This is a genomic window from Streptomyces sp. NBC_00259, from assembly GCF_036181745.1.
GTDB lineage: Bacteria > Actinomycetota > Actinomycetes > Streptomycetales > Streptomycetaceae > Streptomyces > Streptomyces pratisoli.
The window spans coordinates 5,441,445-5,454,267 of record NZ_CP108080.1 but is presented as its reverse complement, the minus strand read 5'-3'; the positions used below and the strand labels follow the sequence as shown (position 1 = coordinate 5,454,267).

The following is a 12,823-nucleotide window of genomic DNA, read 5'->3' as shown; positions in this document are numbered from 1 at the left end:
TCTTCCTTGAGCACGAGCCGCATCAGCAGACTCTCGCGATTCCCCGCCCTCACCGCCGTCCTCGCCGCCGTGGTCGCCCTCACCGGCTTCCTCGCCGTCGGCGGCGCCGGGACCGCGCGCGGGGACGTACCGCCCGCACCCGGCTGGACCCTGCAGTGGAGCGACGACTTCACCGGTCCTGACCGGTCCCTGCCGTCCTCCGCCGACTGGCAGATCGACACCGGTCACGGCTACCCCGGCGGCCCCGGCAACTGGGGCACCGGCGAGATCCAGAACTACACGTCCAGTCCCGACAACCTCAGCCTCGACGGCAACGGCAACCTCCGCATCACCCCGCTCCGCGACGGCGCCGGGAACTGGACCTCCGCCCGGATCGAGACCCGCCGCGCCGACTTCAAGGCCCCGGCCGGCGGCACCCTCCGTATCGAGGGCCGCATCCAGATGCCCAATGTGACCGGTGACGCGGCACTCGGCTACTGGCCCGCCTTCTGGGCACTCGGCGCGCCGTACCGGGGCAACTACTGGAACTGGCCCGGCATCGGCGAGTTCGACATCATGGAGAACGTCAACGGCATCAACTCCGTCTGGGGCGTGCTCCACTGCGGGGTGAACCCGGGCGGGCCGTGCAACGAGACGACCGGCCTCGGCGCCAGCCGCACCTGCCCCGGCGCCAGCTGCCAGTCGGCGTTCCACACGTACCGCTTCGAGTGGGACCGCTCCGCCTCGCCCAACGCGCTGCGCTGGTACGTGGACGACCAGCTCTTCCACAGCGTGGACCAGAACCGGGTGGACGCGGGCACCTGGGCCAACATGACCGAGCACGCGGGTTACTTCCTCCTGCTCAACGTCGCGATCGGCGGTGCCTTCCCGGACGCGCTGGCCGGGAAGACCCCGACGGCCGCGACCGTCCCCGGGCGCCCGATGCTGGTCGACTACGTCGGCGTGTGGACCCGGGGCGGCAGCACGACCCCGCCGGACCCGACCGACCCGCCCCCGTCCGGCTCCTCCCAGCTGTATCTGCGGGGCAGCGGCGCCGCCGGTGACGCGACCGGCGCAGGCTCCACCGTCGCGCTCGCCTCGGCCGGGGGCGCGAACCACGACGGCAGCCCGCACAGTCCTCAGGTGTTCACCTCGGGCCCGATCACCAGGGCGTACAACGGCGGCTCGACCCAGTTCGACCTCTTCGTGGACGCGGGCACGACCGTCGCCAACGGCCAGCAGGTGAGGGTGAGTTACGACCGCACGGGGGACGGGACCTGGGACCGCACCGAGACGTACCACTACTTCGCCACCGATCCCGCGCCGGGCTACGAGCACTACACACAGGCCAGAGGACTGCAGTCCGCCACCGGTACGCACGGGAACCTGACGAACGGCAAGGTGCGGATCGAGGTGTGGAACGCCATCGGCAACGGCGCCAGCACCCTGGGCATCGGCAACCAGTCCGTCGTCCGCATCCCGTTCGGCTGACAGGAGGACGACGGACATGCTGATCCGCAGGCTGCTCGCGGGCGCGGCGGCCGTGCTCTTCCTGACGACGGCCGGATGCGCGACCGGGAACGACCACGGCGGCGCGGGCCACGACCGGACGAACCACAAAGCCCACGCCTACACGTACACCAAGGCCCAGGCGGCGGCGATCACCGCCCAGGCCGCGGCCCCGTTGCGGGGGAGCGAATTCCGCGCCGACTGCTTCTCCAGCCACCGGCAGGGCGACGACCCGATCGTCTTCCCCGGCCAGGCGGGCCGCTCCCACATCCACGAGTTCTACGGGAACAGGACGGCGAACGCCTCCTCGACGCTCCAGTCGCTGAGCGCGGGCACCACCAACTGCACCCCGCAGACCGACCTTTCCTCCTACTGGACGCCCACCCTCTACCGGAACGGAGTGCCCGTGGCCCCCGAGCGGGTCACCGTCTACTACCAGGGCATCACCGACCGGACGCGTGCCGTCGCCCACCCGCGCGGACTGCGGTACGTCGTCGGCAACGCCCTCGCCACCTCGCCCGACCAGAATCCGGCCGCGCGCTGGTCCTGTGTCGGACGGCCCGAGTCGAGCCGGGACTTCATGAACTGCCCGGCCGGCACCAAGCTGGAGAACTATCTGGACTTCCCCACCTGCTGGGACGGGAAGAACCTGGACAGCGCCAACCATCGTGACCACATGGCGTACGCGACCGGCCAGACGTGCCCGTCCAGTCACCCCGTGGTCGTGCCCCGGCTGGAGCTGCTGATCACCTGGCCGGTTCAGGGCGGCGGGCTCACCCTCGCCGGCACCCGGGACGGGGCGAACGTGACCGACGCGCCCGGCTACACCTTCCACGGCGACTTCTTCAACGCCTGGGACCAGGCGGAGCTGGAGCGCCGGGTGCGGGACTGCATCGTCGCGGGCTACGTGTGCGGGACGGACGGACGTCCGATCGAGCAGTGAGCCGATGAGTCAGCAGTCCTGAGCCGGCGGACAGGAGCCGGCAGAAGGCAAGGAGCCGCCAGACGGCGGACAGGAGTGCCGCGCCGCCGGGACGGGTGTCCCGGCGGCGTCGGCATGCCGTACGGCATTCCGTACGGCGTGATGTTCCGGACGGTCAGGCACCCGGCGCCCGGAAGTCGACGGCCTTCGTGGTGGCCGCGTCGATGTCCTCCGGGCTGAGCAGGGGTACGGCCCGGGAGCGGATCGCCCCCGTGGCACGCACCGCGATGGATGTGGCGGCCATGGAGACGTCGTCGGGCATGTCGGCGACGATGTACAGGTCGTCGTCGCCGAAGGCGAAGTACATCCATTCGAGGGTGCCGCCGCACGACGCGAGGGTCCGCACCACGGCCTCCCTGCGGCCCGTGCCGCCCTCGGCGAGCAGGCCCTTGGTGCCCTCGGCGCTGTAGCTGGCCTGGATCAGGTATTTCGGCATGTGCCTCTTCCGTTCGATCGCCTGGGGATCCACCTGGGATCCACCCTTGGGCAGCGGCCGGGTTCGGGCCATCCGAGCGGGTCCGGGCGGGGCCCGGGGGCCGGGACTCGCCGGCCGGCGGCCCGGCGGGCTTCAGGCCCGGCCGCGCAGGCTCGTCGCCGTCGTGCCCGCGCGGGTACGGAGCAGCAGTCGAAGGGTGCCCGGGTTCTCGTAGCCGACGCGGCGGGCGATGACGGGGAGGGGCAGGGTCGTGGTCCGCAGCAGATGGCTCGCCTGCTCGACCCGCAGATCCTGGACGAAGCGGACCGGGGTGGTGCCCAGCGTTCTGGACACGGCCCGTTGCAGGGTGCGTTCGCTGATGCCCAGCGCCCGCGCCGCCTCGGAGACGACGAGCGGCTCGTGGAGGTGCTCGCGGGCCCAGCGTTCGAAGGCCGAGACGGTCGGGTCGCTCTGGGCGAGCGCGGCGGGGATGGCGTACGCGGCCTGGGAGGGCCGGTCGTCCACGACGAGATAGCGGGAGACGAGTTCGGCGAGGGCCGGGCTGGCGGTGCGGACCACGGACAGGGCGAGGTCCAGGTGCGCGAAGGCGGCTCCCGCGGTGGTGATCCCGCCGGAGACCGTCACCATCGAGGTCTCGTCGAGGCCGACGGCCGGGTAGCGGGCCCGGAACACGGGCGACAGCCACCAACTCGTCGTCGCCCGCTGTCCGTCGAGCACCCCGGACTCGGCGAGCAGGAACGTGCCCGTGCAGGCGGAGGCGACCGGTGTGCCCGCGGACCGGACCTCGGTGAGCAGCCCGCGCGCGGGCCGGGTCGTGTCTCCGGAGACGTAGGTGACCAGGGCGTCGGGGCGGCGCTCCGTGGTGGCGGGGACGACGAGCAGGTCCGCGTCGGCGACGGAGCCGGCCGGCTCGGTGTGCACGGTGTGGCCCACGCCGGTGGTGACCCGGCGGCGGAATCCGACGGTGTGGATCTCCCACTCGGGCGGGGGCTGAGGCAGCTCACCGCGCAGGGCGTTCGCCGTGTGCAGGACGTCGAGGATCGCGGAGAGCCCGGAGCCGAACACCCCGTCGAGCGCGAGTACGGCCACCTTCATGTCGGGAATCGTATCAACGACGTCGGATCCGACACTCCCGTGGCGATCGGCGCCGGGCTTGGATTCTCCGTATGAGCATGGACATCAGCAGTGAAGAAGCCCTCCGGGACACCCGGTCCCGTACGCACACCTGGGGCGCGCCGGTACGGCCGACGGCCGACATCCTCGGGATGACCGGGCGGGAGATCCTGCAGGCCGGGATCGACGGCCGCTTCCCCTCCGCGCCCATCATGAGCACGCTCGGGTTCCGGTTCGTCGAGGTCGGGGACGGCCTCGCGGTCTTCGAGACCGAGCACGGCGAGCACCTCTACAACCCGATGGGCAGCGTGCACGGCGGCTATCTGGCGTCGGTGACGGACGCGGCGCTCGGCTCGGCGGTGATGAGCCGGCTGCCCGCGGGCTCCACGTACACCACGACGCAGCTGGGTCTGCATCTGATCCGTCCGGTCTTCGCGGACACCCCGCCGCTGCGGGTCACGGGGACGGCGCTGCACGTCGGGCGGACCACGGCGACGGCCGAGGCGCGGGTGGTGGGGATCGAGGACGGGAAGCTGTACGCGCACGGGTCGACGACGTGTGCGGTGTTCTCCTTCCCCGTCGGCTGACACGGGCAGGGGCCCCGGCGTGGTGCCGGGGCCCCTGGGGGTGTCGCGGGACGGGTGTCCGGGGTTCTCGGACGAGGTGTCCGGGGTTCTCGGACGGGGGTGTCGAGGTGCTCAGACCTTGGCGACCGGCTCGGCGACGGCCCCGTCCCGCTGCTCCGGTACGTCGGCGTGGGCGGCCGGGGCATGGTCGTCGACGAGGGTCTTCTCGTCGAACGGGATGTGCCCGGCGAGGACCCCGGCAGCCCGCTCCTTGTCGATCTCCTTCGTCCAGGTGCCGACGAGGACCGTGGCGACGGCGTTGCCCGCGAAGTTGGTGAGGGCCCGGGCCTCGCTCATGAACCGGTCGATGCCGACGATCAGACCGACGCCGTCGACCAGCGCGGGCTTGTGCGACTGGAGGCCGCCGGCGAGGGTCGCCAGACCCGCTCCGGTGACGCCCGCCGCGCCCTTGGACGCGATGACCATGAAGACGAGCAGCGAGATCTGCTCGCTGATCGAGAGCGGGGTGCCCATCGCCTCGGCGACGAAGATCGAGCCCATCGTCAGATAGATCGCGGTGCCGTCGAGGTTGAACGAGTAGCCGGTCGGGACGGTGATGCCGACGACGGGCTTCGAGACGCCCAGGTGCTCCATCTTGGCGATGAGCCGCGGCAGGGCGGACTCGGACGACGAGGTGGAGAGGATCAGCAGGAACTCCCGGCCGAGGTACTTCAGCAGCGCGAACAGGTTCATGCCGGCGACGAGCCGCAGCAGTCCGCCGAGCACCAGGACCACGAAGAGCGCACAGGTGATGTAGAAGCCGATCATGATCACCGCGAGCGACTTCAGCGCGTCGACACCGGTCTCGCCGACCACCGCCGCGATCGCGCCGAAGGCACCGACGGGCGCCGCCCACATGATCATCGCGAGGATGCGGAAGACGAGCTTCTGGATGTGCCCGATACCGCGCAGGATCGGCTCACCCGCCGTGCCCATGGCCTGCAGCGCGAAGCCCGAGAGCAGGGCGACCACCAGCGTCTGCAGCACCTCGCCCTCGGTGAAGGCGGAGACCAGCGTCGTCGGGATGATCCCGAGGAGGAAGTCCACGGTGCCCTCGCTGGCGCCCGCGGCCTGCTTCTCGCCCGCGGCCTTCGCGGCCTCCGTGAGGTCCAGTCCGGCGCCCGGCTCCAGGATGTTGCCCACGATCAGCCCGATGGCGAGCGCCACCGTCGACATGACCAGGAAGTAGCCGAGGGCGAGGCCGCCGACGGCGCCGACCTTGGCGGCCTTGCGGACCGAGCCGACGCCGAGCACGATCGTGCAGAAGATGATCGGGGAGATCATCATCTTGATCAGGTTGACGAACCCGGTGCCGATCGGCTTGAGCTCGACGGCGACTCCGGGGGCCGCGAAGCCCACGATGATGCCGAGGACGACGGCACCGATGACGGCGAGATACAGATAGTGGGTGCGGTCCCGCCTTGCGGCTGCTGGTGCGGCTGCGCTTGCCACAGGGATTCCTCCTCGGCTGATGAGCATCCACGTCCCGGTGGATGCCGGTGACTATTCAGCAGCCTGTGACTCCGGTCACCCTTGCGTGCGTTTCGTTCACACGAAATCAGCCAGGCAGACTTGACCCATGCACATACCCCGCCCACGGAGCCTCGCCGGCCAGCTCTTCGCGATGCAGGTGGTCCTGGTCGCCGCGATCGTGGCGGGGTGCGCGTTCTTCGCCTATCTCACCGATCGCGAGCAGGCCGAGGAAACGGCCCGCCGGCAGGTGACCGCCACCGCGACCGCGGTGGCGGACTCGCCTTCGGTGGTGGCCGCCGTGCGGTCACCCGATCCGACCGCGGTGCTGCAGCCCTACGCCGAGCGACTGCGGAAGGACTCGGGCGTCAACTTCGTGGTGATCATGGCTCCGGACGGCACACGGTGGACGCATCCGGAGCCGGACCAGATCGGCCGCACGTATCTGGGGCACATCGACGAGGCGCTGCGCGGGCGTACGTTCTCGGAGACGCACATGGGAGTGCTGGGCCGCTCGGTACGGACGGTGGCGCCGGTGCGCGAGGACGGCCGGATCGTCGCGCTCGTGAGCTCGGGCATCACCATCGACAGGATCAGCGAGCAGGTACGGGAGCAGGTCACCGCGCTGCTGGGGATGGCGGGGGTGGCACTGGCGCTGGGCGGCGTCGGTACGTACGTGATCAACGCACGGCTGCGCCGGCACACGCACGGGATGAACGCATCGGAGCTAAGCCGGATGCACGACTACCACGAGGCCACGTTGCACGCGGTACGTGAGGGGCTGCTGATGCTCGACGGGCGGCGGCGCATCGCCCTGATCAACGACGGCGCACGCGAGTTGCTCGGCCTGGACGCGGACGTGGTGGGCCGGAGCGCGGGCGAACTGGGCCTGCCGCCCGGGCTGACGGGGGTGCTGCTGGCGAGTGAGGCGCGGGTCGACGAGCTGCATCTGACCGCGGACCGGGTGCTGGTCGTGTCCACCCAGCCGGTGGTCGGCGGCGAGCGCCGGGGCACGGTCGTGACCCTGCGGGACCACACCGAACTCCAGGCGCTCACCGGCGAGCTCGACTCCGAGCGTGGCTTCACCCAGGCGCTGCGCGCCCAGGCCCACGAGGCCGCGAACCGGCTGCACACCGTGGTCTCCCTGATCGAGCTGGGCCGCGCGGACGAGGCGGTCGAGTTCGCCACGGCCGAGCTCGAACTGGCCCAGGTCCTCACGGACCGTGTGGTGAGCGCGGTCGGCGAGCCGGTGCTGGCGGCGCTGCTGCTGGGCAAGGCGGCCCAGGCCAACGAGAGCGGCGTCGAACTGGTCCTGACCGACGACAGCCGCATCGACGACGGGGTCCTGCCGCCGTGGCTGCCGCCGCGGGATCTGGTCACCGTGCTCGGCAACCTCATCGACAACGCGGTCGAGGCGTCGTCGGGCGCCCCGGCCACGGACGCGCCCGCCGACGCCGCGCCCCGCCCGCACGCCACCGTCCCCGGCGCCCGGAGTTCCCGGTCCGGGGACACGGAGGCAGACCCTCATTCCTCCTCGCCGGGGACGGCGGGGTCCGCGCACCGCCACCCCCGGGTCGTCGTCACGGCCCGCACCGACGACGGCGAACTCGTCCTGCGCGTCAGCGACTCCGGCCCCGGGGTGCGTTCCGGCGACGTGGAGGCCGTGTTCGAGCGCGGCTGGTCGACCAGGGGCCCCGGGCGGGGGCTGGGGCTCGCGCTTGTGCGGCAGGCCGCGCACCGGGGCCGGGGCACGGTCGAGGTGGAGCAGGGCCCTTACGGTGGCGCTCAGTTCACGGTACGACTGCCGCTCAGAGCCGCGGAGGTGAGCGCATGACCGCACCCGCCGCCATCCGCGTACTCGTCGTCGAGGACGATCCCGTCGCCGCCGACGCGCACGCCCTGTACGTCCGCCGCATGCCCGGGTTCACCGTCGCCGGGGTGGCGCATTCACGGGCCGAGGCGTACCGGGTGCTGGAGCGCACACCCGTCGAGCTGATCCTGCTCGACCTGTATCTGCCCGACGGGCACGGGCTGCAACTGCTGCGCTCCCTGCGCGCCGCCGGGCACTCCGCCGACGTGATCGCCGTGACGTCCGCGCGCGATCTGGCCATCGTCCGCGAGGGCGTGTCCCTCGGCGTGGTCCAGTACGTGCTGAAGCCGTTCACCTTCGCCACGCTCCGCGACCGGCTCGACCGGTACGCCGAGTTCCGCGCCACCGCGGGCGAGGCGTCCGGTCAGGACGAGGTGGACCGGGCGCTCGCGACGCTGCGAACCCCTCAGCCCACCACCCTCCCGAAGGGCCTCAGCGCGCCCACGCTGGAGGCCGTGACCCGCACCCTGCGGGACACCGAGGCCGGCCTCACCGCGGCCGAGGCGGCCGCGTCGGTCGGCATCTCGCGCATCACCGCGCGCCGCTACCTGGAGCACCTGGTCACCGAGGGACGCGCCGCCCGCAGCCCTCAGTACGGCCAGATCGGCCGCCCGGAGCTCCAGTACCGCTGGATCCGCTCGGCCCGCTGAGCCGCCCCGGCGGCCGACCGCACCACGCGACCACCGGAGCGGACCGCCGCACCACGTGACCACCGGAGCCGTAACGCGCACCACGCGACCACCGGAGCCGTAACGCCGCACCGCCGCATCACGCGACCACCGGAGCCGTGACGCCGGACCGCCGGACCATCCGACCGAAAGCCCTTTCGTGCACGGGCATTGACCTTGATTCCGGGCCGGACCTACGGTCACCTGGCAGCCCCCACGGCTGACAGAGGAGGTCGTGCCCGTGCGCCCCAACGCTCCACCGACCCTCGCCCCTCCGGTACTCGCCCTCGCCCTCGGGCTCGTCCTCACCGCCTGCGGCGGCGGCTCCGGCGCGGGCGACACGAACACCGTCGAGGTGGTCTACAACCGCTCGACCGACAACAACATCCGCTTCAAGGACGCCTTCCTGGAGTCCGTGAAGAAGGAGTTCGAGAAGGCCCACCCCGGCAAGACGGTCAAACTGATCCCCGTCCAGGCCCCGGACAACGACTACGCCACCAAGGCGCAGCAGATGATGCGCTCCCCGAAGACCGCCCCCGACCTGGTCTACGAGGACACCTTCCGCATCAACTCCGACATCAAGGCCGGGTACTTGAAGCCCCTCGACGACTACCTCGCGAAGTGGGACGCCTGGGACCAGTTCGTCGACACGGCCCGCGCGGCAGCGAAGGCCGAGGACGGCAAGACGTACGGCGTCCCGGACGGCACGGACACCCGTGGCCTCTGGTACAACAAGGAGATCTTCGCCAAGGCGGGCCTGCCCGCCGACTGGCGGCCCAGGAACTGGAACGAGGTCCTCGACGCCGCCCGCACCGTCAAGCGCGAGGTCCCCGGCGTCATCCCGCTCAACGTCTACACCGGCAAGGGCCCCGGCGAGGCGGCCGTGATGCAGGGCTTCGAGATGCTGCTGTACGGCACGGGCGCGGACCCGCTGTACGACCCGGCGGCCAAGAAGTGGGTCGCGGGCGGCAAGGGCTTCCAGGACGCACTCGGATTCGTACGGACCGTGTACGGGGAGAAGCTCGGCCCGGACGTCTCGGACGCGCTCGACCCGAACGTCGGCACCCGTGTCGCGACCGAGTTCTTCCCCGAGGGCAAGCTCGCCATCTCCCTCGACGGCTCCTGGATGGGCCAGAACTGGATCAACAAGGGCCCCAAGGAGTGGCCGGCCTGGGAGAAGGACCTGGCGCAGGCCCCGATGCCCACGCAGCACGGCCAGGCTCCCGGCAAGGTGTCCATGTCCGGCGGCTGGACCTGGGCGATCCCGCAGAAGGCGAACAACCCGGATCTGGCCTGGGAGTTCCTCAAGACGCTGCAGTCGCGGGAGAACGCGGTGCGGTGGGACGTCGTGGGCGCCCAGATCGCCGTGCGCAAGGACGTGGCCGCGGACCCGCGCTATCTGTCGTCCATGCCGGGCATCAGGTTCTTCACCCAGCTCGTGCCGTACACGCACTACCGGCCGGCGCTGCCCGTCTATCCCCAGGTGTCCACGGCCATCGGCGAGGCGATGGAGAAGGTGACGACCGGTGACGCCTCTCCGGCGGCCGCGGCGAAGGCGTACGACGAACAGCTGCGGACCATCGCCGACGGCGCGGTCGTGGAGAAGTGAGCCGGTGAGCCGGGACAGCCGGGACTCCCGCGGAGCCCGGGCGTGGCGGTGGGTGCCGCTGACCCCCGCCACGCTGCTCCTGCTGCTGTTCCTCGCCGGGCCGATCGGCTACTGCGTGTGGATCGCCTTCACCGACACCCAGCTGACCGGGGCGTCCGGTTCGCACTTCGTCGGCCTGGACAACTTCCGCCGCGCCTTCGCCGACGAGGACTTCCGCAACGCGGTCTGGCTGACGCTGGTCTTCACCGTGGTCTCGGCGGTCCTCGGGCAGAACACGCTGGGGCTGGCGCTTGCCGGGCTGATGCGGGCCGCGTCCCGGCCGGTGCGTACGCTCACGGGCGCGCTCGTCATCACGGCCTGGGTGCTGCCGGAGATCGTCGCGGCGTTCCTGCTGTACGCGTTCTTCCGTCGCGAGGGCACGCTCAACGCCGTGCTGGACTGGCTGCATCTGCCGTCCCAGAACTGGCTGTTCACGCTGCCGATCCTCGCGGTGTCGTTCGCCAACGTCTGGCGCGGCACCGCGTTCTCGATGCTGATCTACTCGGCCGCGCTCGCCGAGGTCCCGCGCGACGTCACCGAGGCCGCCGAGGTCGACGGCGCCGGGGGCGTCCGCCGGCTGCGGTACATCACGCTGCCGATGATCCGCCGTTCCATCGGGACGACGCTGATGCTCAACACGCTCTCCACGCTGTCCGTCTTCGGTCTCATCTGGGCGATGACGCGCGGTGGGCCCGGCAATCGCAGCCAGACCCTGCCGGTGTTCATGTACGACCAGGCGTTCCTGAAGAGTCTGATCGGGTACGGGACGGCGGTGGCGCTGCTGCTGCTCCTGGTCGGCTCGCTGTTCTCGGTCGTGTACCTGCGGCTGCTGAAGGTGGAGGTCTGATGCGTGGTCCGATGCGCGGATCGCTGCGCGGCCGGGCACGGGGGCCGGTGCACCGGCGTACGAAGGCCCGCCTCGCCGCCGACGCCGCGCTGCTGCTCACCGCGGCGGGCTTCGCGCTTCCGTTGCTCTGGCTGGTGCTGGCGTCGGTGAACGCGGACGCCGATCTGCGGGTACGCCTGCCCGGCTCGGTCACGGCCGAGCACTTCGACGCCGTACTCACCGACGAGATCACCTTCACGCCGATGCTCAACAGTCTGCTGCTGTGCGGCGGTGCGACCGTCGTCACGGTCGTCTGCGCGGCGCTGGCGGCCTATCCGCTCTCCCGCTACCGGTCCCGCTTCAACCGGCCGTTCCTGCTGACGATCCTCTTCACGACCTGTCTGCCGATCACGGCGGTGATGGTTCCGGTGTACGGCCTGTTCGTCCAGGTGGAGCTGATCGACACGATGCACGGGACGGCGCTGTTCCTCGCGACCTCCCAGCTTCCGTTCGCCATCTGGCTGATGAAGAACTTCATGGACGGCGTCCCGCTCGTGCTGGAGGAGGCGGCGTGGACCGACGGAGCGTCGATGACGCAGACCCTGACCCGGGTGGTGCTGCCCCTGATGGGCCCGGGGGTCACGGTGGTGATGATCTACACGTTCATCATGCTCTGGGGAAACTTCTTCGTCCCCTTCATGCTGCTGCTCTCCCCCGAGCAGCTTCCCGCGTCCGTCTCCGTCTTCACCCTGTTCGGCAACTACGGCTCGGTGGTCTACGGCCAGCTGGCGGCGTTCTCGATCCTCTACTCGCTGCCGGTGCTGGTGCTGTACGTGCTGATCGCCCGGCGGCTCGGGGGCGGCTTCACGCTCGGCGGCTCGGTCAAGGGATGATCACTCTGGAGTTTCCTACGAGTTCCGGGCTTTGGGTAAACCCACCGTAGCCAGCAGTGACTGTCCGCTCCTACGGTGTGCGCGTGCACTCCACCCCGCCCTTCAACGCCCCCGCCGCCCGCCGCCTGCGCGAGGCCCTGGGGATGGCACCCGGGCATGTCGCCTACGGACTCCAGGCACAGTACGGCCTCCGGACAACGCCGGACGTCGTGGTCGCCTGGGAACGAGGTCAGCTGGCGCCGGACTCCCAGGAACTGACCGCGCTCGCCGGGGTGCTGTGGTGCTCCCCCGCCGAACTGCTCGGCGCACCCCAGAGCCTGCGCGAGCACCGGATGGCCCGCGCACTGAGCCCCGACGACCTGGCGCGCCGCGTCGGCCTGGACTCCGCCGCGTACCGGCGCATGGAGGACGCGAACCACTGGCGCGGCAACGAACGCCAGACCGCGGCGCTCGCCCAGGCCCTGGCCCTGTCCCCGCGCGAGCTGCTGACGGCGACCGGCCGGAACGAGGAGCTGGCGGATCTGCTCCGCAGCGCGGCGACGACCCGCTGGCAAGCGTACGTACGCCCGGTGGCGAAGATTCTGCCGATGCCGAAGCGCCGGCTGGAGGGCATCCTGCAACAGCTGCACGCCGGCTACCACGCCCGTATGGCGGCCACTTCCAGCTGGGGTGCCTCGGAGAGCTCCGGCGAGTCGGGCAAGGAGTTCCTCGACCGGATCGTGCACGAGTTCTGGATACTGGCTCCCGGCTGAGCCCGTGGCCGCGACGCGCCCTACTCCCTTCCGAAACAACGTAGTTACCCG

The 12,823-nt window shown here is 71.1% G+C and carries 12 protein-coding genes; 9 read left to right on the top strand and 3 right to left on the bottom strand.

Annotated features, from left to right (window positions below):
* The first annotated feature begins 6 nt into the window (after window positions 1-6).
* Window positions 7-1,470: a glycoside hydrolase family 16 protein gene (locus OG766_RS24845; protein ID WP_266383447.1), complete on the top strand. Its 1,464-nt coding sequence runs from the start codon at window positions 7-9 to the stop codon at window positions 1,468-1,470.
* 16 nt (window positions 1,471-1,486) lie between these two features.
* Window positions 1,487-2,431, top strand: a complete 945-nt coding sequence (locus OG766_RS24840) for a DUF1996 domain-containing protein (protein WP_266383444.1) — start codon at window positions 1,487-1,489, stop codon at window positions 2,429-2,431.
* 154 nt (window positions 2,432-2,585) lie between these two features.
* Here the strand turns inward: OG766_RS24840 and OG766_RS24835 are convergent, their stop codons facing one another.
* Both OG766_RS24835 and OG766_RS24830 read right to left on the bottom strand, forming a co-directional pair.
* The gene (locus OG766_RS24835) at window positions 2,586-2,906 is read right to left on the bottom strand and encodes a GYD domain-containing protein (RefSeq protein ID WP_266383441.1); all 321 of its coding nucleotides are present in this window, start codon (window positions 2,904-2,906) and stop codon (window positions 2,586-2,588) included.
* 132 nt (window positions 2,907-3,038) lie between these two features.
* Entirely contained in the window at window positions 3,039-4,001 is a 963-nt protein-coding gene (locus OG766_RS24830; protein ID WP_266383438.1) for a GlxA family transcriptional regulator, read from the bottom strand.
* A 71-nt stretch (window positions 4,002-4,072) separates the two neighbouring features.
* Between OG766_RS24830 and OG766_RS24825 the strand changes: the two genes are divergently transcribed.
* Window positions 4,073-4,606, top strand: coding sequence for a PaaI family thioesterase (locus tag OG766_RS24825; protein ID WP_266383435.1), 534 nt, complete (start codon window positions 4,073-4,075; stop codon window positions 4,604-4,606).
* Between the two features lie 111 nt (window positions 4,607-4,717).
* On the opposite strand, the gene OG766_RS24820 is transcribed toward OG766_RS24825, so the two are convergent.
* Window positions 4,718-6,097 carry a cation:dicarboxylate symporter family transporter gene (locus tag OG766_RS24820; RefSeq protein ID WP_266383432.1) on the bottom strand — a complete coding sequence of 460 codons (1,380 nt, stop codon included), beginning with the start codon at window positions 6,095-6,097 and terminating at the stop codon, window positions 4,718-4,720.
* A 127-nt stretch (window positions 6,098-6,224) separates the two neighbouring features.
* Between OG766_RS24820 and OG766_RS24815 the strand changes: the two genes are divergently transcribed.
* The 6 genes from OG766_RS24815 (at window position 6,225) to OG766_RS24790 (ending at window position 12,772) form a co-directional block, all read left to right on the top strand.
* Complete coding sequence (locus OG766_RS24815; RefSeq protein WP_266383429.1) at window positions 6,225-7,949, top strand: sensor histidine kinase; 1,725 nt, start codon at window positions 6,225-6,227, stop codon at window positions 7,947-7,949.
* On the top strand, window positions 7,946-8,635 hold the full coding sequence (locus OG766_RS24810; protein ID WP_266383425.1) for a response regulator: 690 nt from the start codon (window positions 7,946-7,948) through the stop codon (window positions 8,633-8,635). The genes OG766_RS24815 and OG766_RS24810 overlap by 4 nt, the downstream gene beginning before the upstream one ends.
* Window positions 8,636-8,894: 259 nt before the next feature.
* Window positions 8,895-10,262 (top strand): ABC transporter substrate-binding protein, encoded by a 1,368-nt coding sequence (locus OG766_RS24805; RefSeq protein WP_266383422.1) that lies wholly within the window; start codon window positions 8,895-8,897, stop codon window positions 10,260-10,262.
* A 4-nt stretch (window positions 10,263-10,266) separates the two neighbouring features.
* Window positions 10,267-11,148 carry a carbohydrate ABC transporter permease gene (locus OG766_RS24800; RefSeq protein WP_266383418.1) on the top strand — a complete coding sequence of 294 codons (882 nt, stop codon included), beginning with the start codon at window positions 10,267-10,269 and terminating at the stop codon, window positions 11,146-11,148.
* Window positions 11,149-11,159: 11 nt separating this feature from the next.
* Complete coding sequence (locus tag OG766_RS24795; RefSeq protein ID WP_266384476.1) at window positions 11,160-12,020, top strand: carbohydrate ABC transporter permease; 861 nt, start codon at window positions 11,160-11,162, stop codon at window positions 12,018-12,020.
* A gap of 143 nt (window positions 12,021-12,163) precedes the next feature.
* Window positions 12,164-12,772, top strand: coding sequence for a helix-turn-helix domain-containing protein (locus tag OG766_RS24790; protein WP_266384472.1), 609 nt, complete (start codon window positions 12,164-12,166; stop codon window positions 12,770-12,772).
* Window positions 12,773-12,823: the final 51 nt, after the last annotated feature.